At 41.6% G+C, this 26,401-nt stretch carries 22 protein-coding genes; 9 read left to right on the top strand and 13 right to left on the bottom strand.

Annotated elements, in window-relative coordinates; translation table 11 throughout:
- Together M595_RS14305 and M595_RS14300 are read left to right on the top strand one after the other, a co-directional pair.
- Window positions 1-1,933: PhoX family protein (locus M595_RS14305; protein WP_023067014.1), on the top strand; the 1,933-nt coding region annotated here is incomplete at its 5' end.
- A 180-nt stretch (window positions 1,934-2,113) separates the two neighbouring features.
- Window positions 2,114-4,066: an iron uptake porin gene (locus tag M595_RS14300; RefSeq protein WP_023066988.1), complete on the top strand. Its 1,953-nt coding sequence runs from the start codon at window positions 2,114-2,116 to the stop codon at window positions 4,064-4,066.
- Window positions 4,067-4,175: 109 nt separating this feature from the next.
- Here the strand turns inward: M595_RS14300 and M595_RS14295 are convergent, their stop codons facing one another.
- The 8 genes from M595_RS14295 to M595_RS14260 all read right to left on the bottom strand — a co-directional run bounded on the left by M595_RS14295 (window position 4,176) and on the right by M595_RS14260 (window position 13,808).
- A complete protein-coding gene (locus tag M595_RS14295; RefSeq protein ID WP_023066975.1) occupies window positions 4,176-4,901 on the bottom strand; it encodes a rhomboid family intramembrane serine protease in 726 nt (241 codons plus the stop codon).
- Window positions 4,902-5,013: 112 nt separating this feature from the next.
- Window positions 5,014-5,781, bottom strand: coding sequence for a ChaB family protein (locus tag M595_RS14290; protein ID WP_023066969.1), 768 nt, complete (start codon window positions 5,779-5,781; stop codon window positions 5,014-5,016).
- 22 nt (window positions 5,782-5,803) lie between these two features.
- Window positions 5,804-6,340, bottom strand: coding sequence for a Dps family protein (locus tag M595_RS14285; RefSeq protein ID WP_023066972.1), 537 nt, complete (start codon window positions 6,338-6,340; stop codon window positions 5,804-5,806).
- A gap of 141 nt (window positions 6,341-6,481) precedes the next feature.
- A complete protein-coding gene (locus tag M595_RS14280) occupies window positions 6,482-8,026 on the bottom strand; it encodes an alanine/glycine:cation symporter family protein (protein ID WP_040484119.1) in 1,545 nt (514 codons plus the stop codon).
- A 324-nt stretch (window positions 8,027-8,350) separates the two neighbouring features.
- A complete protein-coding gene (locus M595_RS14275) occupies window positions 8,351-9,220 on the bottom strand; it encodes an SDR family oxidoreductase (protein ID WP_023067005.1) in 870 nt (289 codons plus the stop codon).
- A gap of 42 nt (window positions 9,221-9,262) precedes the next feature.
- Window positions 9,263-10,789: a GMC oxidoreductase gene (locus M595_RS14270; protein ID WP_023067004.1), complete on the bottom strand. Its 1,527-nt coding sequence runs from the start codon at window positions 10,787-10,789 to the stop codon at window positions 9,263-9,265.
- A 52-nt stretch (window positions 10,790-10,841) separates the two neighbouring features.
- Window positions 10,842-12,434: an FAD-dependent oxidoreductase gene (locus tag M595_RS14265; protein ID WP_023066999.1), complete on the bottom strand. Its 1,593-nt coding sequence runs from the start codon at window positions 12,432-12,434 to the stop codon at window positions 10,842-10,844.
- Between the two features lie 258 nt (window positions 12,435-12,692).
- A complete protein-coding gene (locus M595_RS14260; protein WP_023067009.1) occupies window positions 12,693-13,808 on the bottom strand; it encodes a carboxylate-amine ligase in 1,116 nt (371 codons plus the stop codon).
- A 434-nt stretch (window positions 13,809-14,242) separates the two neighbouring features.
- Here M595_RS14260 and M595_RS14255 point away from each other — a divergent pair, with 434 nt between their 5' ends.
- Together M595_RS14255 and M595_RS14250 are read left to right on the top strand one after the other, a co-directional pair.
- A complete protein-coding gene (locus tag M595_RS14255; protein WP_023066993.1) occupies window positions 14,243-15,145 on the top strand; it encodes a TIGR02587 family membrane protein in 903 nt (300 codons plus the stop codon).
- Window positions 15,142-15,564, top strand: coding sequence for a TIGR02588 family protein (locus M595_RS14250; protein WP_023066950.1), 423 nt, complete (start codon window positions 15,142-15,144; stop codon window positions 15,562-15,564). Before M595_RS14255 ends, M595_RS14250 begins: the two co-directional genes overlap by 4 nt.
- A gap of 174 nt (window positions 15,565-15,738) precedes the next feature.
- Here the strand turns inward: M595_RS14250 and M595_RS31185 are convergent, their stop codons facing one another.
- Window positions 15,739-15,912, bottom strand: coding sequence for a hypothetical protein (locus tag M595_RS31185; RefSeq protein WP_023066980.1), 174 nt, complete (start codon window positions 15,910-15,912; stop codon window positions 15,739-15,741).
- A gap of 146 nt (window positions 15,913-16,058) precedes the next feature.
- Complete coding sequence (locus M595_RS33015; protein WP_023067012.1) at window positions 16,059-16,238, bottom strand: DUF4278 domain-containing protein; 180 nt, start codon at window positions 16,236-16,238, stop codon at window positions 16,059-16,061.
- 432 nt (window positions 16,239-16,670) lie between these two features.
- Between M595_RS33015 and M595_RS14245 the strand changes: the two genes are divergently transcribed.
- From M595_RS14245 to M595_RS14235, 4 genes are all read left to right on the top strand, one after another.
- Window positions 16,671-20,366, top strand: coding sequence for a WD40 domain-containing protein (locus M595_RS14245; RefSeq protein ID WP_023066959.1), 3,696 nt, complete (start codon window positions 16,671-16,673; stop codon window positions 20,364-20,366).
- A gap of 245 nt (window positions 20,367-20,611) precedes the next feature.
- A complete protein-coding gene (locus M595_RS14240; protein WP_040484113.1) occupies window positions 20,612-21,373 on the top strand; it encodes a trypsin-like serine protease in 762 nt (253 codons plus the stop codon).
- A 159-nt stretch (window positions 21,374-21,532) separates the two neighbouring features.
- Window positions 21,533-21,694 carry a hypothetical protein gene (locus M595_RS31180; protein WP_023066976.1) on the top strand — a complete coding sequence of 54 codons (162 nt, stop codon included), beginning with the start codon at window positions 21,533-21,535 and terminating at the stop codon, window positions 21,692-21,694.
- A 318-nt stretch (window positions 21,695-22,012) separates the two neighbouring features.
- The gene (locus tag M595_RS14235) at window positions 22,013-22,339 is read left to right on the top strand and encodes a hypothetical protein (RefSeq protein ID WP_023066960.1); all 327 of its coding nucleotides are present in this window, start codon (window positions 22,013-22,015) and stop codon (window positions 22,337-22,339) included.
- A 602-nt stretch (window positions 22,340-22,941) separates the two neighbouring features.
- On the opposite strand, the gene M595_RS14230 is transcribed toward M595_RS14235, so the two are convergent.
- Window positions 22,942-23,145: a hypothetical protein gene (locus tag M595_RS14230; protein ID WP_023066953.1), complete on the bottom strand. Its 204-nt coding sequence runs from the start codon at window positions 23,143-23,145 to the stop codon at window positions 22,942-22,944.
- A 433-nt stretch (window positions 23,146-23,578) separates the two neighbouring features.
- Between M595_RS14230 and M595_RS14225 the strand changes: the two genes are divergently transcribed.
- Window positions 23,579-24,451, top strand: coding sequence for an S-methyl-5'-thioadenosine phosphorylase (locus tag M595_RS14225; RefSeq protein ID WP_023066986.1), 873 nt, complete (start codon window positions 23,579-23,581; stop codon window positions 24,449-24,451).
- A gap of 15 nt (window positions 24,452-24,466) precedes the next feature.
- On the opposite strand, the gene M595_RS14220 is transcribed toward M595_RS14225, so the two are convergent.
- The gene (locus M595_RS14220) at window positions 24,467-25,360 is read right to left on the bottom strand and encodes a sulfite exporter TauE/SafE family protein (RefSeq protein ID WP_023067007.1); all 894 of its coding nucleotides are present in this window, start codon (window positions 25,358-25,360) and stop codon (window positions 24,467-24,469) included.
- Window positions 25,347-26,330, bottom strand: coding sequence for an acetamidase/formamidase family protein (locus M595_RS14215; protein ID WP_023066989.1), 984 nt, complete (start codon window positions 26,328-26,330; stop codon window positions 25,347-25,349). The genes M595_RS14220 and M595_RS14215 overlap by 14 nt, the downstream gene beginning before the upstream one ends.
- Window positions 26,331-26,401: the final 71 nt, after the last annotated feature.

Genomic DNA, 26,401 nt, shown 5'->3' with positions numbered 1-26,401 from the left:
CGCTTGGGGTGATCCAGTCGGGGACTCTCGATTTGGCTACAATAATGATTATTTATCCTTCATCGAAACTAATCAAAACGAAGGGTATTTAACCATAAATTTTGAATATATTAGTTCAGCAACCTGGGTGCAAACCTACGAAAAAGTAATCGGTAAGAGTTTACCCATTAAAACTATTGAAACCGCTCTCAAAGCCGAGAAAAAACCTCGAATTAATGCCTTTGCATTGCCTGCCAATGATGCAGTCCGACAAGCCATTCGAGAAGTCTCCCAAGAAGGGTTAATCGATGTGGGAATGGGTGTAATTTCCATTCGTCGTAACAGCGAAGGCAAATGGGAACGCACCTACTCCGCCGCAGATCGACGGATTACTGGAATTTCAGGGTGGATTGATAGCCGTTATCTGAAGTCAACTGGGCCTGGAGTTGCAGTCTTTCGTAAAAAAGGCAAAGGCTACAGCGACGGACTCGGCGATCGCATTATTGGCACCTTTGGGAATTGTGCAGGGGGAACAACCCCTTGGGGAACCGTATTTAGTGCCGAAGAAAATTTTCAAGCCCACGTCCCCGAGGATGTCTATCCCGATGGCACCGCTGTGAATCCGAGTGAAACCCCCTTTTCCGGAAGGTTAGGCGGATTGGGAAATGTGTTCGGACTGGCGGGAAATAAATATGGCTGGATGGTGGAAGTTGATCCAGCCAATGCCAATGATTACGGTACGAAGCATACTTGGTTAGGTCGTTATCGTCACGAAGCCGTGGGAATTCGGGTAGAAGCCGGGAAACCGCTAGCATTTTATTCAGGATGCGATCGCCGAGGCGGACACGTTTATAAATACGTCAGCAAAGAGCGAGTGAAAAATCCTCAAGATCAACGGAATTCTCGCTTACTCGAACAAGGAATGTTGTACGCGGCAAAATTTAACGCCGATGGGACAGGTCGTTGGATTCCTTTAAAAGCCGATACGCGAGTTAATCCCGATTTACCGAGCGTTCACGTAGGGGGAATCATCTGTTTACCCAAACGACCCGAAGGCGGGGCGATGATTGCAGCAACAGATGACGAAGCGATCGCCTTTAAGCAGCAATATCAGACATTAGCGGATCTATATGTTGGAGATAACCCCGAAGAAATCCAAGGTGCAATCTTAGTCGATGCTCATTTAGCCGCCAGTGCAGCCGGGGCGACTTGTACCGCCCGTCCCGAAGATACAGATATTGCGCCCGATGGCTCTTTATTTATTGCCTTTACCTCCGGTTCTCCCGATGACCAAACAGGAGGGCCAGACCAACGAGTCTTTCAGAGTCCGAGCGGAGAAACCCCCTACGAATATGGTTGGATTATGCGGTTGAGCGAACAAGGAAATCAACCCCATGCGAAGACCTTTCGTTGGGAGATGTTTGCCACCGGGGGCGAAGTTGTAGATGGAGGTTCCGGTTTTGCCAACCCCGATAACCTGGCTTTTGATGGTAAAGGCAATATTTGGATGGTCACAGATATGTCTACGAGTAAACACAATCAACCCGTACCCTCCGGTCGAGTCGATGAAAAAGGTCAGCCTCTGAGCCAGTCCAATTTGTTAGGGGTTTATGGCAATAATTCGGTGTGGTTTTTGCCCACTGCGGGAGAAAATGCGGGGAATGCCTATTTATTTGCGATGGGGCCAATGGAATGTGAAATGACCGGGCCATTTTTTAGTCAGGATCAACAGACCTTATTTCTATCAGCTCAACATCCCGGAGAAGCCAATGGAATTCGTCAAAAGATGGCGACCCAAGAGCGTCAGTTTGCGCTGCGAACTACAGAGGGTGAGGAGTTTATTCAAACTCGACAAGTCCCAATTGGTTCCAACTGGCCGATGAAAACTCCCAATAGTCCACCTTTACCGGGAGTAATTGCAATTCGTCACCTCAATTCCAAACAAATTGTGTAGGATCAATGAGGGAACTTAGACTAAAGTTGAACTGATAGGATTCAACATACAGAAGTAACCCCTTCTTTCAGCCCTGCTTGACTGTCAGAAAACTCCTGTTAAGATTGTGGTACTATTGGTTCAACTGAGCTGGGGACTCCCTTGCTTTTGGTATTTTAAGTCGGTGTGAGATTGGAGATCATGAACAAAATTCTATGGAACACTCTTAAGCAGAGTCCAGGTATTCTGGGTGCTGCTCTTGCCTTAACGAATGCCGCCCTAGCCACTGAAACTTCATCGGTCAGGTTAGATTCAACCCCTGACTTAGCAACTGGAGCAATTCATTCAGTTGAGTGGCAGCAAGCAGAGCATTCAGAATTATTAACTTTAACCCAGGGGAATTCCGATTTTGAGGTTTCATCCTTAGTCGATCTCACAGATGGATCTAAGAATGAAATTGCACCTGTTGCCCCCGTAATCACAAATAATGGCGAGGCTCCAGCTCAGACCGCTACTTCAGATGCGCTTTCGGTGTCTGAAACGCCTGAGTTGCAACTGGCTCAAGTTGAAACCGCAGATCCGGTAGAGAATTCTGAGGTGGGAATTTCTGACCTCGAACAAATGGAACTCTACACCGCAGAAACCGATGTGATGGATCAGGTCACATCAGTCTCCCAGCTTTCCGACGTACAACCGACTGACTGGGCGTTCCAAGCACTACAATCCCTGGTTGAGCGTTACGGTTGTATTGCAGGTTATCCCGATGGTACCTACAAGGGAAACCGGGCGATGACTCGTTACGAATTTGCCGCTGGTTTAAACGCTTGTTTGGAACGGGTAAACGAACTGATTGCCGCTTCTACAGCGAACTTGGTGACTCGCGAAGACTTGGCGGTTCTGCAACGCTTACAAGAAGAATTTGCGGCTGAATTGGCTGCTTTGCGCGGTCGGGTATTGGCGTTAGAAGCCCGCACGGCTGAATTGGAAGCCAATCAGTTCTCCACCACCACCAAGTTGAGAGGGGAAGTGATCTTCTTTATCGGGGATACCTTTGGAGATCGGGCTGAATTTAACCGCGCCTCCGAACTCCAAGGGGAGTCAAATGTTGATGATGAAGAAGACCCCACTCAAGCTTACTTCGGTTATCGGGCGCGTTTAAACTTTGATACTAGCTTCACTGGGGAAGATTTACTGCGAACTCGTTTGGAAGCCAAAGACGTTCCCAACTTGAGTCGTGTCAACCTGACCAATACCTTAATGAGTCGTCTCGGTACTGATGGCGGAGATGGAGACTTCACCCTCGATGACCTCTACTACCGTTTCCCAGTTTTCAATGGTCGAGGTCAAGTTTACTTCGGTGCTAAAAGTTTAGACTTAGATGACATTCAAGATCCTCTTAGCCCCTTCCAGAGTACCGGTGCTGGTTCGTCTTCTCGCTTCGGACGCTACAACCCGACTTCGCTGCGTGGCCCGGAAGGAACAGGCTTGGCACTCAAGTATCAGATTAATGATAGACTTCGGGTGAACTTCGGTTACCTGGCTAGCCAAGATGATGCTTCCGATGCTTCCGAAGGTCGAGGTTTGTTTAATGGAAGCCATTCGGCGGCGATTCAATTCGTTTATGAACCTTTCGACAATTTGGTGCTTGCACTGGACTACAACCGCCGCCATTTCCGCGAAGATGATGTTAGTGTCAGTGGCGGAACGGGAAGTTTCCTGGCAAACCGACCCTTCGGAGATAGTGCCACCACAAGCGATAACTTGGGCTTCCAGACAAACTGGAGAATTGTAGATGGTTTTGAGTTGGGGGGTTGGCTTGGTGTTGCCTGGGCTGATGATAAAGCTGAAGGCGACGGCGATGACCTTGATGCAACGGTCTTGAACTTCGCGGTCACATTAGCGTTTCCTGACTTATTCCGAGAAGGAAGCTTAGGCGGTATTATTGTCGGGATGCAGCCGAAAGTGGTTTACCACACTCTGGAGACTTTAGAAGAAGAGCAAACCAGCATTCACATTGAAGCCTTCTATCGTTATCAAATCAACGACTACGTGGCTTTAGTTCCCGGTATTTTTGTGATTACTGACCCTGAACACGTTGACGACGACAATGACACCATTGTTGTTACCACATTCCGGACTCAATTCCGTTTCTAATGAGTTGAGTTTCATTCAAAAAATCTAAACAGAGGGGAAAAGATGAGAATGACTCACCTAAATTCCCCTCTCTTTTTTGTGGGTTTAAATTGTTGAAATCTCAGTCCAACTACCAGTCTACAACTGAATTTTCGCTCTCAGAGGTGCGAGAAAATAAACCGAAAATTTGAACGAATAATGCACCGAAGACAAAGCCTCCTGCGTGCGCCCAATACGCAACTCCGCCACTATCCATCCCGACTGCGGTTTGAACTTCTAACATAGAAATTCCGCTAAAGGCTTGTTGAACAAACCAAAATCCTAAGAAAAGAAATGCCGGGACTCTAACAATATAAGGAAAGATACCGATAGGAATTACAGTTAAAATTCTAACTTGGGGAAACTTCAGAATATAAGCGCCCATCACTCCGGCGATCGCACCACTCGCCCCCAGAGAAGGAATTGCTGATTCGGTTGCTAATAAATATTGAGACAGAGCGGCTAAAACTCCACAAATTAAGTAGAAACCAATAAATTTAATGCTTCCCAGTTCTTCTTCAATATTATTCCCAAAAATCCACAGAAATAACATATTAAAGCCAACATGAATAAAGCTGGCGTGAAGAAACTGAGAGCTAAAAAGTGTGAAAAATTCTGGGACGGGTTGATGAACCGAAATTCCGTTAAAACTAGCAGTTAACTCTTCGGGGACAACGGCAAACAGATGAAAAAAACTATTCAGTTGATCGGGTGATAACATTAACTCGATCAAAAAGATCAGAAAATTAAGACCAATGAGAATATAAGTAACAATGGGGGTAATGTGAATCGGATTTTCGTCTTTTAATGGAACCATGCGAATTTAAAGTTAAACATCAAATTGAACCCAAACAAAACTATTTTTAAAAGGTTGGAGCCAGACTCAATCAGTCCTAACTCCAACCCACTCATTGTGAGATTTCCCGGAGTTATGCAGTAACTTTCTGCTTGGACCAAATCCCATTTTCATCTTCATCGTATTGTTGATGAATGGTTTCCCAAGCCGCCTGTTCTGCTTTCATCTCATCTTCGGTCTGATCAAAAACCGCGTTGTAGCGTTTGATGAAGGTGCTTTGAGCATCTTCCGATAGATGAGCGCGAACTTCGGGGGATAACTCCTCGGGAGAGTCACATCGTCCCGGACAAGGACGGGGTAATGCCTGATCGGTGATATGAATTTCCTCGCCGTGGGCATTTTCAATCAGGAGTTTATATTCCCCTGACTTGTCGGTCGGAACTTCTGCCATCAGCAGATATTCTCCAGCTTTTAGGCGGGTTTCATAAATGGCTGCCTTTTCTTTTGGCATTCCTAACGTGGTGAGAACGGATGCTAAACCCGCTCCTGCACTCCCTGCTAAGGCTCCGGTTGCGGCACCCAATAAGACTGAACTAATGGGGCCTGCGGCAACCACAGAACCAACAAAAGGAATGAACAACACGCCGACACCTGTCAGTAGACTGAGTATCGAGCCGAACAACGAACCAAAAACAGCCCCCGTTCGTAAGCCACCTAAGATAACATCTTTTTTACTGATGAAGCCAGAAATGCGGGTTTGAGATTCAAAATCTCGACCCATTACCGAGACATGATCGCGAGAAACACCCCGATCAATTAGCCGTCGAACAACATCATTGACTTGCTGTTCTTCTTTAAAAACGGCTGTAATTGTACGTTCTGCTTTGTATTCTTCCGCCATAAAAGTTGTTCACTCCTGATTCTTACTTCATACCGGCTTTGACGCGATCGCCGGGAATATTACCGCTGGGTTGCAGTTCTTCACCTTCAATAAAGGAACGCAACATCCACGCCATTTCTTCGTGTTGTTCCATTAATCCGGTTAAGAAATCAGCCGTTCCTTCGTCATGGAATTTTTCGGAACAGTTATCAATATTTTCACGTAAGTTACGAATAATTTGCTCATGATCGGTCACTAACCGTTGTACCATTTCGTTCGCATTGGGCAGATCTCCGGCGTGTTCTTTGAGCGTTGCCTTCTCTAAAAATCCTTTGGCAGTACCCAGAGGATAACCACCTAAAGCACGGATGCGCTCGGCTGTTTCGTCGATACTTATAGTTAGGGCTTCGTAGTGTTCTTCCCACAGTTGATGCAAAGTGCGGAATTGAGGGCCGACGACATCCCAATGATATTTTTTGGTTTTAATTAATAGCAGATACATATCTGCTAAGTTCATATTCAAAAGTTCTACAACGCCTTGACGTTGTTCATCTGTTAAACCAATATTAAGCTTAGGCATAAAAAATCTCCTGCTTTTTTAATCACTTTAGTTATTAGACCAAAAAAGCAGAAGGTTTTTCATCTATCGTTTGAGGGAACTTGAATAAACGTTAGAAATTGTATCTAACTTTAGGAAGACATCAAATGCTGTGAAAACGTGTTATAAAGGGGATTTTCCAGATGTCTCGTGAGAATATACAGGCATTTGTCCAGAGTTAAGACGGTTCAGATAATCATTGAGTGCAGACGCGACTTTTCCCGACAAAATATAGCACCCGAGTAAATTTGGAAATGCCATCGCCAGTAACATCATATCGCTAAAATCCAACACAGCACCCAAATTCACAACCGAACCGATGAACACACAGACGACAAAAATGCCTTTATAAATGATGGCGCTTTCTTCACCAAATATATAACTCCAGGATTTTTCCCCATAATAACTCCAAGAAATCATGGTGGAAAAAGCAAATAAAACCACCGCAATTGCTAAAATAATGGGAAACCAACCAATCACCGAACTAAAAGCAGCAGCCGTCAGTTCAACGCCATTGGCTTGGGCGGCGCTAGTCTCTTGATAAACCCCAGTAATAACAATCGTTAAACCTGTTAAATTACAGATAACAATCGTATCGATAAACGGTTCGAGTAAAGCCACAATACCTTCCCGTAACGGTTCATCTGTACGGGCGGCAGAATGGGCAATTGCAGCCGAACCAATCCCGGCTTCGTTAGAAAAAGCACTGCGTCGTACCCCTTGAACCAAAGTTCCGACAAAACCCCCTCCAATAGCTTCAGGAGAAAAAGCTTGGGTAATAATCGTACCGAATGCAGCCGGAATTTCAGTTAAATTTCCGAGTAAAATCCACAAACAAGCCAACACATAAATCACTGCCATCGCTGGAACTAATCTCGCCGTTACTGAAGCAATACGACTAATTCCACCAATAATCACAATTCCAACTAACACCGCCACAACTAATCCAAAAACCCAATTGGGTAAACCCGGAATAATCCCGGCTAAAGCGGCATAAGCTTGGTTGGCTTGAAACATATTACCGCCGCCCATACTGGCTAAAACACACAGCAAAGCAAATAAAATCGCCAGCCCGTTTCCGAGAGGGCGTAAACCCCGTTCACCTAAGCCTTTAGAAAGATAATACATTGGCCCCCCGGCAATGGTGCCATCGGGTTGAATACGGCGATACATTTGGGCGAGACTACATTCAACAAATTTACTCGACATCCCAAAAAAGCCGCCCAACGTCATCCAAAAAATCGCTCCTGGGCCACCGAGTTGTACCGCAATGGCAACCCCGGCAATATTTCCCAGTCCAACGGTTCCAGAGAGGGCTGTGGCGAGGGCCTGAAAATGGGAAACATCACCTTCATCGTCGGGATTATCATACTTACCCATAACCACATCAATAGCGTGTTTAAAGGTGCGAATATTAACAAAACCCATTCGCAGCGTAAAGAAAATTGCCCCTCCAATTAGCCACAATACAATAAACGGAAGACCAAAAATCTCAAAGAAGAAGATTTGGGATAAGAAGTTAACAATCTGGGAAAACACCGCATCCAGCAAACCGATAAATCCTGATGGCTTAGTTTCTGCTTCTTCTACTGCCATCGCCACCGTCGGTACAATCGGAATTAGGAGTAACAACAGCCCATTCCAACCCCTCAGACTTCGTTTCAGCATTCTCAAAATATGATGGGGAGAAGGCTGACGATACTTTTTTGAGTTGATTCCGTTCCGATTTTTCATCGCTCTATATTATATTTTTTTTAGTGTACTATCCGATGTTTAGGAGAACAAGATAGATTAGTTTAGCATTGGTGTGGCTAATTTTGTAGATCATCATGAACAGAAAAGCGAGTTTCAATCAACTGACCCCAAAAAAACTGAAATGATTGAGAGTATAAAAAAGCAAATTTTATTGTTTAAGATAAAAAAATCTAAAGAAAGAAAGACTCCTTCTTTAGATCTATTGTAAGTCAACGATTTGAGGTAATTTATGGGATGTTATGCAGCCAGTTGACCGCCCGTTACATCATATAATGCACCTGTAACAAAGCTACTATCGGCTGCTGCTAAAAACACATAGGCAGGGGCTAATTCTTCCGGTTGTCCAGCCCGTTTTAGAATGCCATCGGTATCATAGTTATCTACCTTTTCTACAGGCATGGTTGCGGGAATATTCGGAGTCCAAACCGGGCCAGGAACGACAGAGTTCACCCGAATTTTGCGTTCACCTAAACTTTGGGCTAAAGACTTGGTAAACGCATGAACCGCCCCTTTACTGGTGGCATAGTCTACTAACATTCCTTTCCCCATTTTGCCGACGATACTGCCTGTATTAATAATAGAATCGCCTTCTTTTAAATGAGGAAGTGCAGCTTTTACCATGTAGAAATAGCCAAACACGTTAGTTTCCATTGTCCGGCGAAATTGTTCTAAGCTGACATCTTCAAACTTCTGCTGTGCCATCTGATAAGCGGCATTATTGACCAAAATATCGAGATGACCAAAATGTTCAACGGTTTGTTCAATTGCCCGTTTACAGGTGTCAAAATCTCGCACATCTCCTTGAATGACTAAACATTCTTTTTGTTTAGATTCAACCGCTTTTTTCGTGACTTCCGCATCTTCGGTACTTTGGTCAAAAAAGATGGCAACATTTGCCCCTTCCATCGCATAGGCAATGGCGACAGCCCGACCAATACCAGAGTCTCCACCCGTAATAAATGCGACTTTATTGAGTAATTTATCCGCAGGTTTGTAGTTAGATAGATCGCTATCCGGTTTGGGTGTCATCTGTTCTTGAGATGCAGGATAGTCTTGCTTTTGTCCAGGAATTTGTTCAGGAGTTGGACGACGTTCTTGAGTTTTCATGGTTAATTTATCCAAATAAATTACAGTTTCAAAGTTGAGAGTTTAACCCCATTGATCTTTGAGGTGATCGGCAACTCGGAGGGCATTGGCAACAATCGTTAACGTGGGATTAACAGCCCCTAAAGCCGGGAAAAAACTACTATCAACCACATACAAATTATTGACATCATGGGTTTGACAATTGAGGTCAAGAACGCTGTCTTTAGGGTCATTTCCAAACTTACAGGTTCCGGCTTGATGCCAAACCACTTTCACGGGCATTTGTTTCGTCCAAAACAGATAAAAATCTAACTGTTTTAGATATTGTTCTAACGTGGAAATTAATTCCTGGTGAGGTTTGAGATTATTGGGGGTGTAATTAACCACAATTTGCCCTTGGGAATTGAGAGTAACGTGATTTTCCGGTTGCGGTAAATCTTCCGTTGTGATCCACCAGTCTACTGAATGTTTGGCGATGTATTCTAATACCACCTGGGGGATTTCTCCTTCCGCCATGTGTTTTAAACGTTGCCAAACTGTTTTCCCCGTGAGTTGAATTTGTCCAAGAGGATAATCTTGTTTTGGGCCTTGAAAGTAAAAGTCATTAATCCCTAATGTCTTTTGAAAAACCGTCTCATTCGGTTGATGAGAAGCCGCAATTAATGCTGAGTGATTGTGTAACATTAAATTGCGTCCGACTAACCCAGAGGAGTTAGCTAACCCGTTGGGATGATGGCTATTGGTAGACTTTAATAACAACGTTGCCGAATTAATAGCCCCACAAGATAACACGACCAAATCACTACTAAATTGTTGCGTTTCTCCATCTATTTCTGCTTCTACCGCTTGAATGATTTTACCTTCATTATTGGTAATCAAACGGGTGACTTTAGCATTCATTAATAAGGTGACATTATCCTGTTTTAATGCCGGATCAACACAAGTCACTTGGGCGTCACATTTCGCATCAACTAAACAGGGATAAGGATCGCAAGTATTACAGCGAATACAAGGACGATTTTCAGGGTGTTGTTCATCACGATTTAAAGCTAACGTGAGATGATAGGGATTTAAACCTAAATTCTGTAATTGATCGGCGACTTCTTGGATGCGAGGTTCATGTTCAAATGGGGGAAAAGGATACTCATTTGTTGCCGGAGGTTCGGTGGGATCTTCCCCTCGAAGTCCATGCAATTTAAACAAACTTTCGGCGCGAGTATAGTAGGGTTCAAAGGTATCATAACCTAACGGCCAAGCGGGAGAAATGCCATCAAAATGACGAAGTTCGCCAAAATCTTCCGCCCGCATTCGTTGTAAAGCCGCCCCATAAACTTTAGTATTTCCACCTACAAAATAGAAGGCTTCAGGACTAAAAGATTGATTGTTACTATCCAACCATTTTTCCTGGGTTTGATAGCGTTGATTGAGAAAAATTTCATCAGGATTCCAATTAGATTTTTCTCGCGGAAGATAACCGCCTCGTTCAAGAAGTAAGATGTTTTTTCCGGTTGAAGCAAGGGCATAGGCGAGAGTTCCTCCACCTGCACCCGCCCCAATAATAATTAGGTCGTAGTGCTGTTTTAGAGTCATGTTTGAGGTAGATATTTTTGATAAGTTTGTAGCTTTGATCAGCAGAAAAATGCTAGGAATTATGAATGTATTCAACCCAATTAATCGATTGATTCTGAATCTGATCGACATCGGGCATTTGTTGCAGGCGCATCAATTCAGTAATGGCGGTAATTTCTTGATCGCGTCCACATCCAGTAACGGCTAAAACCCGATTGTTTTTGATGTAAAAAGCTAAAAATTCTTGGGAGTTCACATCTCCATCAAACAGAATTTCATCCCAATCTTCTGCGTGTCCCGCATAACGCAGTTTAACATTAAATTGCCCACTCCAAAAGAAAGGTATTCCGGTAAATTTAACCTGATTTCCTACCATATTATGGGCAGCAATTCGTCCATGTTGGGCAGCCAAACGCCAATGTTCAATGCGGGTTAATTTGTCAATTGGGGCGTAGGGAAAACGGGCAATATCTCCGGCTGCATATAAATCTTCTCCGGCTTGCAAATATTCATTGACAATGACACTATTATCTTTATCATCAATTTTGACACCAGAAAGAAAGTCTGTTACAGGTTCAACGCCAATTCCAATCACAACTAAATCAGCGGGAATTTTTTCACCATTTTCTAAAATTGCCGCTTCTACTTTGCCCTTTCCTTCAAATTGAGTGGCTTTAGTTCCAAAGCGAAAAGAAACACCGTTACTCTCATGTAAGTCTTGAAACATTTTCCCAACTTGTTGACCTAAAATCTTTTCAAAAGGGACAGAATCAGGAGAAATAACCGTTACAGAAAGTCCTTGCTGAGTTAAACTTGCTGCGGTTTCCATGCCAATAAAACTTGAACCGACAACCACAACTCGTTGGTTAGGTTCAGCCGTTTCTAATATCTGATTAACATCAGTCGGTTGACGTAACGTGAAGATATTATCTAAATCAATTCCTGGTACATTTAAACGTTTGGGTCGTCCGCCTGTTGCCACTAATAAGCTGTTATAACTCATTACCGAATTGTCTTCAAAGGTAATGGTTTTTAAGTCAGCATCAACTTTTGTCACCGCTTTTCCACACCGAAGTTCGATGTCATTTTCTTGATAAAATTCACAAGAACGTTGGGGTAATGCTTCTTCATCCGCCTTACCTTGCAAATATTTTTTACTTAATTTTGTGCGGTCATAAGGCAAACGTTCTTCACGGGTAATCAGAAAAATTTGTCCTTGAAATCCTTGTTGTCTGAGGGTTTCTGCGGCGAAGGTTCCAGCCGGCCCTGTCCCAATAATTGCAAACACCCGACTATCGGCACTGGGGTTATGTTTGGTCATATTGGGTGTGCGTTGTTCGGGAATTGTTTCAGGTAGCTGAACAATTATATTTTGCCCGTCTATTCGTACCGGAAAACTGGGTAAAGCATCTAATCCAGGGGGTTCTTCTTGGTCGCCTGTAGTTATATTAAAACAGGCATGATGCCAAGGACAAGCAATTCGTTCTCCGACTAAAACTCCTTTTTCTAAAGGGGCACCAAAGTGAGTACAATGGGGAGCAGTAGCATAAAATTTTTGTTCGCTCAGACGAGCAAGTAAGATATCAGAGTTGTTGACAGAAAGTTGCTTCATTTGACCAATTCGTAGGTCATTAATTTGAGCGACTGTAACTTCTGAAGTTTTCATAAAATCCTCTTGAAAATTTTGACATAAAATTCTTACCTAATACACAAGATCACCAGTATTAAGCAGAGAGTTAGAATGATGAATTCTTATATATGATGATTGAATATTGTCAATTCTCCCCTCTATCTATGGATAGAATTTGAAAGTGTTAAGGAGATAAATTAACGATTTTTGAAAATTTTACTTCTGAATTCACAAAAATACCCAAGATCATGTTAGTTTATAAATCCACATAATTTTGGATTAATCTGTCAACGATTACACCACACCCAAGCGAGTTTGTTCTACTAAATAATCAACAACCTCAACCATATTACCTTGACGCTGATAAATCTCAAGTTGACGTTGGGCGGCATTTCCCTCTGTAAGAACTTTGTCTACCAACGATGAAACTTCTTCCCAGTCTCCTAAACTTTCTAAGGCGGGACGAATTTCATGAAGAAGTTGATTAACTAGATCTTTTGCAGGTTTTGAACACTGTCTAACAACATCAATTAATTGACCTTTTAAACCATATCGAGCCGCATACCAATGAGCCGTTTTTAATAATTCTGGATGGGCAGAAGGGACAGTAAATTTGTGATTAATTTCAGTTATAGCCGTTTGAACTAATCCACGAATTAATCCAGCGATCATTACCGCTTCATCAACCGTTAAACAAATATCGCTGACTCTAAATTCTATCGTTGGATAATGTTCAGAAATCCGAATATCCCAATAAATTGTGCTTGTATCTTGGATGACTTCCATTTGAATTAATTTATCAACGAAGCCTTGATAAGATTGATAATTTTTAAACTGTGGAGGTACTCCAACTAAAGGAAAAGGACTCCAACGTTCTGTACGATAACTCATATAACCTGTTTTTTCACCTAACCAAAAGGGTGAATTTGCAGATAAAGCTATTAATACCGATAGCCATATTCTTGCCCGATTAATCACCGCGATTGCCATTTCAGGATCGGAAATTCCCACATGAACATGACAACCAAACGTTACCAATTCTCGGATTATTTGCTGATATTCTTGTTCTAATTTATAATAACGTGATTTTGGAGTTGTTTCTTGTTTTTTCCAGTCCGAAAATGGGTGAGTTCCTGATGCTGAAATTAGTTTATTATCTTGTTGGGCGGCTTCGATAACAATCCGACGACTTTCACAAAGTTCTGCCCGAATTTCTGCCAAACTTTTACAAACTGAAGTCGCAATTTCAATTTGTGATTGACGCATTTCTGGCTGAACAATTTCTTTCCCATGATTTTCTTCAGCCCAAGAGATTATTTTCTCTCCTCGCCCCGCTAGTTGTCGAGTTTTTGGGTCGATAATTTGATATTCTTCTTCTACCCCAAGCGTTAAACCTTCATAAGAATTCATTGTTTGAATCTGATTCCTTTTCAATTATTATCTAAACTTTTCGAGGTCTGCATAATTGAGTTACTCGCCAATCTGAATTAAATTCTAATCTATCCTATCTATTTTAGTTAGAATATGAGTTCTATAGCGAAATAACTTAACATTATGTTTATTTTATGATATTATCTAATTTCGACTTTCTTATTCAACCCTCTTTATGCTGAATTTTAATTGTTAAGTTGAGGAAATTTTGAGACAATTCAGCCTTATGGACTATTTTCGGAGATAGAGTCAGAACAAATACCCTACTGTAGAATCAACTGAGACATGAGAAACGACAAGTATTTTTTTTAGCGGTATAATAGGAAGATCGCGTCGGCAAAGGTACAACGGCTAAAATCAGCCTAGTCCGAAGGAAGCAATACAAATATTACTGTGATTTACAGGTTAAGTCAATGAACAAACGAATGAGTAAACGACAATCACGTTTAGTTTGGCTGAAAGAATTTAATGATATTGTGCGCGGTGCCGCCGGAGGATTTTTATTTGGAATTCCCTTGTTGTACACCTTTGAAGTTTGGCAAGCAGGTTCTTACTTAAAACCGCCTTTGATGTTGGCTATTTTAGCTGTAACTTACTTAGTTGTTTTCTTTTTTAATCGAGTTGAAGGCTTTCGGAGAAGAAAACGAACTAACCTCAACGATGTAGTTTTAGAAAGTATAGAAGCCTTAGCGATTGCAATTGTTTGTGCAACGTTCATAATGGTTTTGCTACAACGAATCACCTTTAATACTTCTCTAGAAGAAGCTTTAGGCAAGATTATATTTGAAAGTGTTCCTTTTGCACTTGGCGTTGCTTTAAGTCGATTAATATTAAGTGAAGATGATTCTAATGATTCCTCGGACAACTCTCGAAACCATGATGATTTTATGGTTCAAAAGCTGCAAAAACTAGAAGGAGCAAACGAGACATTATCTGATTTAGGCGGAACGTTAACCGGAGCAATTATTATTGCTTTTAGTATTGCCCCAACCGATGAAGTCACCGAATTGGGAGTAGCGGCTTCTCCACCTCGGTTAATTGCTATTATTTTAGCTTCTCTATTTATTTCTTATATGATTGTTTTTGCAGCAGGGTTTGCGAACCAGAAAAAACGCAAACAGCAACAAGGACTCTTTCAAACCCCCGAAAGTGAAACAGTTTTATCTTATTTAATTTCTCTGATGGCGTCACTTCTAATGCTGTTGTTTTTTCAAAAATTAAGCTTCGCCGATCCTTGGTTTCTCTGGGTACGTTATACTATTCTATTAGGACTTCCCGCCAGTATTGGGGGTGCAGCAGGACGTTTAGCCGTATGAGTGAAACTTCTACACATTCACAACCCAAAGAACAAAAGAAACAGCGTTCTTTCCCTGAACGCTTAAGTTTCGGAGCGGCAATTTTTATCGTAGGATTCCTAATATTTCTTATTCTTTATCAATGGAGAGTCCAAGAAGATGAGCCACCGCTTCTGTCTATTACTGTTGAGCGGGAAATTCGTCAGTTTGGATCTCAATTTTATGTTCCTTTCACCGTTTATAATATCGGAGGACAAACCGCCAAATCTGTTCAAGTGCTTGGAGAACTTAAAATTGAAGATGAAAATATTCAACAAGGTGGAGAACAACAAATAGACTTTCTTTCTGGGGGTGAAAAAGCATCGGGTGCGTTTATTTTTACACATAATCCTGAAGATGGAACATTAATCATTCGAGTCGCCAGTTACAAACTCCCTTAAAGTCGGGTAGGCTGGAATGAGATAATTTTGAGAGGGTGTTAATACAGCACCCCAAGATTAGAGACTTGATTTAAGACCTGAACAATGGAAGAATTAGACATAGTTGAAATAACTCGCTCTCAAGTCAATACTACCCGAATCCTGCGCTTGAATAATCGCAACTAAATCTTGATTTTAACCGGCGATAATTCCCAAACCCGAAACCCCACTTTGTTCGACGGGTGCGAGTGTAAATTGACTGGCGGTTCCGTTGAGTTGAATAACATCTTGAGTGAAGTCAAAATCAGCAATCACCGCAAAATCTTGATCGCCTGCTGCGGCGTAAAACTTCCCATTTTCATCACCCAAAATAAGATGGCACCTGCCCTTAGATATCTAAATCTTATTTAGATCAAGGCGGATTTTAAAGTCGGGATAGCTTTCGTTACTTTCACGGCTTGAGAACCATCTTTATAATAGGAAACACCCCGATAGGTTAATTTTTGGTTTGAAATTTATTTGGCGAGGTTTAAACTTTGGTGATAGTAGGAAACACCCCGATATTTAAAAAAATGACTGGAAGCTGAAGACATAGAAGAAGTAGATTGAGGGTTATACTGTACACCCCGATAACAAAGGTTCAGAATTTTTTTATCCTCAAGCTTAAATTTAGTTGCTGGAAGACTGGCAATCAATTAAGGATTTGTTGCTTGCCTTGTTGTTAACCAATATCAGCAAGTAATTTGAGGATAACAATATGAAAACGTTGTAAAAAGTATGGTGTTTGTTAAAAATATCCCGATTTTTGTAAAACCTATTTTCTGATGAATTTTATCTAAAATTGTTCTGAATGTTTTCTGAGATTTTCCTGAGAGATCGGATAAGAATGTGATCGATATCGCTTTACTCTAATGATCTCTTTCTTCTCAAAAATATAATTTTTAAGTTTTGTATCATTCAAACTTGTTAAAGAGGGGTCAAACCCTGAGATTTTGCTAACTTTTTTGATCTCCTCTTGACAACATCAGAAAAATGTTTGAAAAAGTATGATTAAGTAATAAATGTTTGGCGTCCAAACGAAGTGGGAAGTTGGATCGATGACAATAGCAGCCCAATAGAGGAGGAACATGAACCGAAAAGGCACTGTCGAACTTGAAACCGCACTGGCTACAGCAGATGCGCTCGTTTTAGCGAAGACAGGTAAACATCTCACTACCCTACAAGCCGATATTTTTCGCGGCTCTTGGATGGGTCAAAAGTACGATCAAATTGCTCAAAACTGTTATTGTTCAGATACTCACGTTCGCATTGTCGGCTCGCAACTGTGGGAACTCCTCTCGCAAGCCTTAGAAGAAAAAGTCACGAAAAAAACCTTTCGCGCCGCCTTTGAACGTCGTTGTCTGTCGGATGACACCTCGGAAGTTCAAACCACTCCACCGACTCCACCGACTCCGGCGCCAACTCCCCAACCTCAAACGACCCTATCTCCTCCAAAAACTATCGTTAACGGTAATGGTGCTAACGGTAACGCCGCTAAGGGTAAGACGAATAATACTCCCAAACAGGACTGGGGAGAAGCGCCCGATGTTAATCTTTTTTATGGTCGCAACGATGAACTAACCACCTTAGAAAAATGGGTAAAAAGCGATCGCTGTCATCTAATAACCCTACTGGGAATGGGGGGGATTGGTAAAACTTCTTTAACTGCCAAACTCGCCCAAAATTTAGAATCTGAATTTGATTGTATGATCTGGCGGAGTCTTCGCAACGCCCCCCATATTGATGATATTATCGCCGATTTAATTCAATTTATTAGCAACCAACAGGCCGAAGATATCCCCCCATATTTTGATGGTAGAATGCGATGTTTGCTCGAGTATTTGCGAAACTCTCGCTGTTTAATTCTTTTAGATAATGTTGAGTCAATTTTACAAAGTGGCGATTTTGCTCAAAGTAATTTGACCCGACATACTGGTAATTATCTTTCGGGCTATGAAAGTTACGGTCAACTGTTTAAGTTAATTGGTCAAAGCCGACATCAAAGCTGTCTAATTTTAACCTCTCGCGAAAAACCCGCAGGACTCGCCGCCCTCGAAGGTCAACAGTTACCCGTCCGTTATCTTCAGTTAAGCGGTTTACCTCCATCAGACGGACAAGCTATTCTACAAGCTAAGGGATCTTTTGCCGGAGATGAACAACAATGGCAAACTTTAAATGAACGCTATGGCGGTAATCCTTTGGCTTTAAATATCGTTGCTTCTGCGATTGAAGAAGTTTTTGATGGCAATCTTTCGGTGTTTTTAGATGTCTTTCAACAGCAGGGTTGCTTTATTTTTGATGGCATTCGAGAGTTACTCAAAAGTCAATTTGATCGCCTCACTCCCCTCGAACGAGAATTAATGTATTGGTTGGCAATTGAACGAGAACCGACCACCCTCGATCAGCTTCAAGAAGATATTGTTCGTCCGGTGTCTATGGGTGAACTTCTCCCCGCTTTGGCTTCTTTACAGCGTCGATCTTTGGTGGAAAAAACCGGAAATGCTTTCACCCAACAACCTGTAGTTATGGAATATGCGATCGGTGAATTGATCGCTCGCAGCGTTCAAGCCATTCTTAATCGCGAGACGAATTTATTGCGTTCTTATGCTTTTTTACAAGCTCAAACCCGAGACTATATTCGAGATGCTCAAACTTGTTTAATTTTACAACCAATTCTCGACCAGGCGATCGCTCAGTTGGGTTCACCTTCTGCGGTCGAAAACTGTTTACAAGAAATTTTGATTCAACAACAACAACAAACTACCCCAGAAATGGGTTATCTCGCCGGAAATTTGTTGAATATGTTTCGTCAACTCAAAAGCGATATTACCGGTTATGATTTCTCACGTTTAACGATTTGGCAAGCCTATCTACAAAATTATCCCCTGCACAACGTTAATTTTACGGAGTCCGATCTGTCTCGGAGTGTATTTACTGAAACTTTGGGAAATATTCTCTCTGCGGCTTTCAGTCCCAAGGGTTTACTCGCCACCTGCGACACCGACTGCAATATTCGCCTCTGGGAAGTGAAAACCGGTAAATTAGTCGCCATTTGTCAGGGTCATCCCAACTGGGTGCGATCGGTGGCGTTTAGTCCCGATGGCGAAATGTTGGCCAGTGGCGGGGCGGATCGGTTGGTGAAGTTGTGGAATGTTAGCACCGGCGCCTGTATAAAAACTTACAGCGGACAGGTTGGGGAAGTGTTTTCTGTGGCGTTTAGTCGCGATGGGACGAAAATTGCGAGCGGAAGCGGGGATAATACGATTAAACTTTGGGATACTCGCACGGGTGAATGTCGACCGACTCTAAGCGGACATACGGACAGGGTGCGATCGGTGGCGTTTAGTCCCACAACCGATATTCTCGCGAGTGGTTCCCAAGATGGGACGATGCGAATTTGGGATGCGAACACGGGAGAATGTATTAAGGTTTGTACCGAACATCAAGGATGGGTGCGATCGGTGGCGTTTAATGGTAATGGAAGTCTTCTCGCGAGTGGAAGTAGCGATCGCAATATTAACCTTTGGAAAGGCGACACGGGAGAGTATTTAAAAACCATTTCCGGACATACGGATGGGGTTTATTCGGTGTCGTTTAGTCCTCAAGACGATCTGTTAGCGAGCGGAAGTGCAGATAATACGGTGAGAGTTTGGGACTGTAAAAATGAACGTTATATTAAAACTTTACACGGACATACCAATCAGATTTTTTGTGTCTCATTTTCTCCCGAGGGGAAAACGTTGGCTTGTGTCAGTCTCGATCAAACTGTTAAACTTTGGGATGTTCGCAGCGCTCAATGTTTAAAAACTTGGTCGGGACACACCGACTGGGCGCTTCCGGTGGCTTGTTCTGGCGATAATATTGCCAGTGGAAGCAATGATAAAACGATTCGTTTGTGGGATATAAATACGGGAGATTGTATTAAAATTCTAAGCGGACATCAGGATAAAATTTTCGCGATCGCCTTTAGTTGTCTGGGGGTTCTCGCGAGTGGAAGTTCCGATCAAACTGTGCGACTTTGGGGGGTTTTTGAGGGTCGCTGTTTTCAGATTTTAACCGGACATACGGACTGGGTTCGTTGCTTGGCGTTTAGTCCGAATGGTGAAATTATAGCCAGTGGAAGTGCAGATCAAACGATTAGATTATGGAATTGGCGAACCGGTCAATGTTTGCGGATTTTAAGCGGACATGGCGATCAGGTTTATGCGATCGCTTTTAGCCCGGATGGTCGCATTTTAATTAGTGGAAGTACCGATAAAACGGTGCGGTTTTGGGATACTCAGACGGGAAACTGTTTAAAGGTTTGTTGGGGACATCGCGATCGCGTTTTTGCGGTTGATTTTAGTCCGAATGGTGAAATTATAGCAAGTGGAAGTATTGATAATACGTTGAAATTGTGGAATGTTTCTGGAGAGTGTTTAAAGACGTTATCGGGACACAGCAATTGGATTTTTTCCGTTTCATTTAGTCCCGATGGAAAGTTTTTAGCCAGCGCTTCTCACGATAGTACCGTTAGAGTTTGGGATGTGGAAACGGGGGAATGTCGTCATGTTTTGCAGGGACATACTCATTTAGTTTCTTCGGTTAGGTTTTGTCACGAGGGTAAATTTATTATTAGCGGTTCTCAAGATCAAACGGTTAGACTTTGGGATGTAAAAACGGGTGAATGCGTTAAATTGTTGCGGGCGACTCGTTTGTATGAGGGGATGAATATTACCCAAGCTATTGGGTTAACAGATGCTCAAAAATCAACTTTAAAAGCGTTAGGAGCGGTTGAATTTTAATAACCTCTTAACTGGGGATTAAAAACCCGGTTTCGCGGTTAGTTACCGGGTTTTTGGGATGAACGAACAGGCTTGGCGTCGGGAGTACCTGTACTTTTGGCTAGGTAAAACACTGAACCAAAGTTGGTTTTGTGAAAAAGTAGGTTTCTGATAGGCTTGCTAGCAAGATTCTATCTTGGGTGCAAAAGAACAGTTTGCGATCGCAAACCTCAGAAAAATTCACTACATTTATTAAGGAAAATCTGATGTCAATGTGTTTCAAAAAAGTGGGCTTTCTTGCATCCACAATTGTTTCGACTGCCATTTATACAGTTAGTCTATTTGCAGCTTTTGAACTGAACCATCAAGCCAAAGCCATTGTTGTTTCAGGCGACCCAAATGATTATATTGTTGAACCGGGAACGGGATATGATGGTGTTGTACCTTTAAACATCCAAACGAGTTTCGGAGGTTTCTTGTGTTCGGGTTCATTGTTACCAACAGGACAACACATTCTGACTGCGGCTCACTGTCTCGCTTCTTCAATAGATACGATTGATTTTGAACCATTTATACCATTAGGCAGTTTATTTACCACTGGTGTAACGGCATTCTTTGATTTGCCGATAGGCGAAGTTCAGGTAAAGGCGGAGGAGTTTTACATTCATCCCAATTGGAATGGTCGTTATTATGATGGAAACGACCTTGCTATTATCAAACTAGCAGAATTAGCTCCTACAACCGCCGAACGATATGATATTTATCGGGGCAGCAATGAACTCGGTCAGCCAAGTATAAAAGTTGGGGTAGGTTTAACAGGTAATGGTAATAGTGATGAAAGATTTTTTGATATAAATAAACGTTTAAGTTTAAATACTTATGATGCCTTTGGAGAGGTTTTAAATGATATATTTCCCGAGGTAAACTTTCCAGTAGGAACGGCTTTACTTTCAGACTTTGATAACGGGAATCCTGTTAACGATGCTTTGGGAATCATTGCAGGTATTCCAAATTTGGGCTTGGGTTAAAATGAAGTTTATCCTTTTTTTGGAAATTCGGGAGAGCCAACCTTTATTAATGGATTAGTTGCAGGTGTCGTCTCCGATGGTATCAGACTTCCTTTACCTTCTGATGTAGATGATATTACCTTCAACTCTTCTTTTGGAGACATAGCTTTTGATACTCGGGTGTCAACTTATGCCAGCTATATCGATGATGTTTTAGCCGATAATATTGCTCCAACCAAAACCGTTCCCGAACCCAATACTATCTTTGGTGCTGTGTTAGCTTTGGGTGCTTTTGCCGTTCCCGCGCCGTTCCAAGAAAGCTCAATAAAAAATAACCGCTAACACTTCCGAGTAAACCCCGTTTGCACAGGGCTATCTGATCTGAAATACTTAAATATTTGCTACTAATACTGCTCGGTTTTCGATCCCCCCCTTGCCCCCCTTAAAAAGGGTGGAAATCATATAGTCCCCCTTTTGAAGGGGGATTGAGGGGGATCAATTATCTGTAGCATTATTTTCTGTATTTCAGATCACAGCGATGGATTTGGGGTAGTTCCCTCTATGGTTAATTGATCGAGAAGTTGGCGTTCTGTATCAAATTTATTCCTTTTGGTAGATGCAAGATGCTATGCTTTTTTAAGTTAGCTCAAGAAAAAATAGATGAAAGAAACGACTTCTCTCGATACAAGAGCATTTTCCATTGTTGAAGAAGCTACAGGAGTTTACACCTGGCTCACTTCTGAAGGCTGTTATGGATCGTCTACAGACCCCGTAAAGGCGAGACAAGAGGCGATTCTTCAGATTTTCAAGGAAGAAATTGCACTCGCACCCGAACGGTTGTGTATACTGAGAGGAGAAATTCCAATCTTTTATAATCGGTTGGCAGAGAAGTTGAAATCAAAACAAGAATGTAGTATTGATCGGAGTCTATCTTATCAAATCAAAATAGATGAGACTCTGATGATAGAGATAGCAGTAGTTCGATGAAAATTTAACCCCTTCATTGTGAATAATAAGTGAGAACTATCCGGATTTTTTATCGGTCTGGGTTCAGTTGCTTACTCCAAAAATTATTGATATTCAACTCCCCTAAGATAGAAGCTGAATGGGATGTGTTGAGAGTATCATGGTGTTGATCTGATGTGTATTGACTCTAAAGAGACAGGCCGTGGCTGGCATTTATGTTCTCTATATTTTCAAGAGTAAATTTAGCAGGATCGCTATTTTCCCCCTTACTCATCTGGAACATCTAATTGTGATTGTCAAACTTAATCATCAATAGCGATCTAGTTAGCCCCAACTATTTTCTTAGAAAGTTGGGGCATTTTTATATAGATTAGTTCGGTTGAATAGGATCTTCGTTTTACGAGTTATTATTCCACCCCATTTAGATTAAAAACTGGTTTTATATTTTTCTAACTAATTCCTATCAAATCAATCGCAGCATAGAGAGTTACTTCTGCTGGTAAGCGTTGCCTTGTGCATACCCTAAACCTCTATTTTACCCTCTGTTTAGAATTGAAACTATAACAAAAATATCCGGTTTTCAACCCCTCAAAAGACTGAACAACTGAGGTTGACTCTAATCCTTATTCTCTGCGCTTTTTAGGTTCACTGTCACCTCTAGAGGGTTCGTGTTCAGAATCTTTATTTTCTACATTCATGATAATTGCCAATCTTGCATCATCAGTCAAGTATAAATTTGTAGTCATCGCCTCAGATTTGGGAGAGGTTACTGCTAAAATGACAATAGCAGTCAAGGAAGATGGCACTAAAATATTTTTCCAATTCATTTTGATTCTCATCTGGGTAAGATTTCATTAGAGAATACCCTAATCCTAAAGTGCTATAGAATTAAAATGAATTAACTTTTCAAAATATAACTTTTATTTTTGTATTGATATAGACCCCACTATCTTTACAAAACGAAATATAATCAGAGAGTTTTGACTAAATCTTTAATTAATTTTTGGATTAAAAGTATATTTGTAAAGTTAAGTAAAGATTTATTTACATTTGACCCCTTTGATCAGCGATCGCCCTTGTTTGGTTAAATCAAAGCATAATTAGAGTAATAATAATGCTTAGTGGTAATCTTTTCTTTGTATTTCCATCTGATCAGTCCTCACTGTCATAAAATTCACTTTTTACCGTTCTCAACTGTGATGAATCAGCAAATTAGCTGCTAAAATACCTTGAGTAACAATATGATAGGGGAATGCTCTGATGACTCAGGCGAAGATTGGAATTATTGGCGGTAGTGGCTTGTATAAAATGGAGGCGCTACAAAATATTGAAGAAGTTGAAGTCAATACTCCTTTTGGTTCACCGTCTGATCGCATTATTGTCGGGATGTTAGAAGGGATGCAGGTAGCTTTTTTGGCGCGACATGGACGCACTCATCATTTGTTACCAACAGAGTTACCCTATCGTGCGAATATTTATGCGTTGAAAAGTTTAGGGGTGGAATATATTATCTCAGCATCTGCGGTGGGTTCTCTCAAAGAAGAAGTAAAACCCTTAGATATGGTGGTTCCGGATCAATTTATTGATCGAACTCGCTCTCGAATTTCAAGCTTTTTTGGGAAGGGAATTGTTGCTCATATTACCTTTGGTGATCCGATTTGTTCGCAGTTAGCAAAAGTGTTAACTGATGCTATTTCGGCTTTGAATTTACCCGACGTTACTTTACATTCTAGTGGAACTTATGTCTGTATGGAAGGGCCAGCATTTTCTACAAAAGCAGAGTCTAATTTATATCGCAGTTGGGGCGGAACAATTATCGGAATGACGAATTTACCCGAAGCAAAGTTAGCCCGAGAAGCTGAAATTGCTTATGCTACATTAGCCTTAGCCACAGACTATGATTGTTGGCATCCTGAACATGATAGTGTAACGGTAGAAATGGTTGTGGGAAATTTACAACGCAATGCTGTTAATGCTCAAAAAGTGATTCAAGAAACGGTTAAACGGTTGAGTCAAAATCTCCCCGACTCTGAAGCCCATTCAGCGTTAAAGTTTGCAATTTTAACGCCATTAGATAAAGTTCCGGCTGAACGAATTAAAGAGTTGGACTTACTGTTAAAAAAATATCTCTAATGAGACGAGAATAAATTATTGAAACGCTTTCCAAAAAATATAGATCGAGAGGATAAACAGTAAACTTTTGAACGCAAAACTTACCGTTTTTTCGGATAACTTGGGTAAAAATCGAGTGCTAAATTGAGCGCCGAGTAAGCCGCCTAATCCTAATATTGTACCTGTAACCCAGATTACGTTTCCTTGAATAGCGTGTCCTAAACAAGCCGAAAAAGCAGTAATTACAATCACCCCTAAACTGGTTTGAATCGCGGTTTTAATGGTTTCATTTAACAGAATAATTTGTAGAGGAACCATGATCACTCCACCCCCAATTCCAAAGATTCCAGCGAGTAATCCCGCTAAACTTCCGGTAATAATTCGGGCAATTTGTTGAGATTGAATTGGTTTAGAGTTTTGCTGATATTCAAAAACTAACGAAAGCGGATGAGGCGTGATCGGAAAGAGAATTTCAGGAATAAGCTTCAATGAAGTTGAGTTTTGAGGAGGGCTTGAAAACTCCGATGAATTTTGATTTTCTTCCTGCTTTTTCTTTTGCTTTGTTACTTTTTTCCGAACTTCAACTAAATAAATATTCAGCAGGAGTAATAGCCCAAAAGAAGTTAATAATATCTTGTCGGAAAAAAGATTAGCGAGATAAGCCCCTATCTGGGCTGTAACTAAAGCTGGAAATCCAATCCCAATTACCCGATTTAAACTCAGATAACCCATGCGCCAATTCTGAATACTACCGGAAATAGAAGTAATCATAATTGAGAGGGTACTGGTGGCGACTGCATTAATCGGTTCATATCCTAATGCTAGCATCATTGGCACCAGAACAGTACCGCCACCAATGCCTAAAAAGCCGGCTAAAATTCCGGCTAAAATTCCGCTTCCGGCTAAAGTCAATAATTCAGAAATGGTCATCCCTGATAAATTTAAAAGTTTGAGGTAAAGTAGACTTTGAGATCATACCATGAACCCCTTTTTGTGGAGAATTCACGACCTGAGTAATTCTAAAATTAGCCGCTAGAGAACATAAAACATAACTGTCTTTTGCTTCCAATCCGATAAACTTTTCGAGAAACTCAATCATCTGTTTGAGTGCAGATTCAAAGGCTTCGTCTAAGGTTGAACCCCATCCCATTGTAATAATATCGGTGGGTGTTTCTGCGATTGGTGTTGTTAGAGATAAATTTTGATGTAAGTTTAATATAATCGTGCCATTCATTGATGTTTCAATTGCTGTTGTACAAACTTCTCCTTCACCTTGCGCAGAGTGTCCATCGCCTATAGAAAATAACGCACCCGGAACAAATATTGGTAAAAATAAACGAGAACCTGCTTGTAATTCTGGGTTATCAATATTACCGCCATAAACTCCAGGAGGAATCGATGAACGGTTGGTTTCAGTCGTCGCCACACCCAAAATTCCAAAGAAAGGACGCAGGGGAATATATATCTCACTTTTGGGGGGAAATTCTGCACAATTTTGTTCTAAATCGAGCGGAATAAACCGCAGTTGGGGTTCAGAAAAGTCTTTGGGTAAAGCACCCCAACCGGAACGAATGGCGTTAAACCCCATCGCTAAACGGGGAGAAATGGCTTCTAGACGCACTTCTAGTACATCTCCCGGTTGAGCATTTTTCACGTAAATTGGCCCTGTTAGCAGGTGAGGGCCATTCTCAATCCGGCGTTCTGGGGGTAAATTGTGATAAATTTCGATTAATTCTGGCGTGACAAAGGCAACGGGAGCTTGCTGACAAATGTTGAATCCGGTGTAGGTTTCAACTGAGATGCGATCGCCAGAGTTAACGGTTAAGGCGGGGGGAAGTTGATCGGAAAATCCCCCTAAATGAACGGTTTGACAATTTGCTTTTAAAAGATGATCAACCATATTAATTCTGTTATCCTACAAGTGAGAGTGTTTGTTGGAGTTTATCACTTTCTGATCCCCAACTAATACTC

The organism is Lyngbya aestuarii BL J, assembly GCF_000478195.2.
GTDB lineage: Bacteria > Cyanobacteriota > Cyanobacteriia > Cyanobacteriales > Microcoleaceae > Capilliphycus > Capilliphycus aestuarii.
The sequence above is the reverse complement of the archived record's forward strand: the minus strand, read 5'-3'. Positions and strand labels throughout refer to the sequence as shown.

What these genes read in the sequence shown, in the direction of transcription:
- M595_RS14290 (WP_023066969.1), bottom strand. Translation starts at nt 5,781, where the DNA reads ATGGCGGAAGAATACAAAGCAGAACGTACAATTACAGCCGTTTTTAAA.
- M595_RS14270 (WP_023067004.1), bottom strand. Translation starts at nt 10,789, where the DNA reads ATGACTCTAAAACAGCACTACGACCTAATTATTATTGGGGCGGGTGCA.
- M595_RS14265 (WP_023066999.1), bottom strand. Translation starts at nt 12,434, where the DNA reads ATGAAAACTTCAGAAGTTACAGTCGCTCAAATTAATGACCTACGAATT.
- M595_RS14215 (WP_023066989.1), bottom strand. Translation starts at nt 26,330, where the DNA reads ATGGTTGATCATCTTTTAAAAGCAAATTGTCAAACCGTTCATTTAGGG.
- M595_RS14230 (WP_023066953.1), bottom strand. Translation starts at nt 23,145, where the DNA reads ATGAATTGGAAAAATATTTTAGTGCCATCTTCCTTGACTGCTATTGTC.
- M595_RS14220 (WP_023067007.1), bottom strand. Translation starts at nt 25,360, where the DNA reads ATGACCATTTCTGAATTATTGACTTTAGCCGGAAGCGGAATTTTAGCC.
- M595_RS14295 (WP_023066975.1), bottom strand. Translation starts at nt 4,901, where the DNA reads ATGGTTCCATTAAAAGACGAAAATCCGATTCACATTACCCCCATTGTT.
- M595_RS14280 (WP_040484119.1), bottom strand. Translation starts at nt 8,026, where the DNA reads ATGCTGAAACGAAGTCTGAGGGGTTGGAATGGGCTGTTGTTACTCCTA.
- M595_RS14240 (WP_040484113.1), top strand. Translation starts at nt 20,612, where the DNA reads ATGTCAATGTGTTTCAAAAAAGTGGGCTTTCTTGCATCCACAATTGTT.
- M595_RS14245 (WP_023066959.1), top strand. Translation starts at nt 16,671, where the DNA reads ATGAACCGAAAAGGCACTGTCGAACTTGAAACCGCACTGGCTACAGCA.
- M595_RS14250 (WP_023066950.1), top strand. Translation starts at nt 15,142, where the DNA reads ATGAGTGAAACTTCTACACATTCACAACCCAAAGAACAAAAGAAACAG.
- M595_RS14225 (WP_023066986.1), top strand. Translation starts at nt 23,579, where the DNA reads ATGACTCAGGCGAAGATTGGAATTATTGGCGGTAGTGGCTTGTATAAA.
- M595_RS14285 (WP_023066972.1), bottom strand. Translation starts at nt 6,340, where the DNA reads ATGCCTAAGCTTAATATTGGTTTAACAGATGAACAACGTCAAGGCGTT.
- M595_RS14260 (WP_023067009.1), bottom strand. Translation starts at nt 13,808, where the DNA reads ATGAATTCTTATGAAGGTTTAACGCTTGGGGTAGAAGAAGAATATCAA.
- M595_RS14300 (WP_023066988.1), top strand. Translation starts at nt 2,114, where the DNA reads ATGAACAAAATTCTATGGAACACTCTTAAGCAGAGTCCAGGTATTCTG.
- M595_RS14255 (WP_023066993.1), top strand. Translation starts at nt 14,243, where the DNA reads ATGAACAAACGAATGAGTAAACGACAATCACGTTTAGTTTGGCTGAAA.
- M595_RS14235 (WP_023066960.1), top strand. Translation starts at nt 22,013, where the DNA reads ATGAAAGAAACGACTTCTCTCGATACAAGAGCATTTTCCATTGTTGAA.
- M595_RS14275 (WP_023067005.1), bottom strand. Translation starts at nt 9,220, where the DNA reads ATGAAAACTCAAGAACGTCGTCCAACTCCTGAACAAATTCCTGGACAA.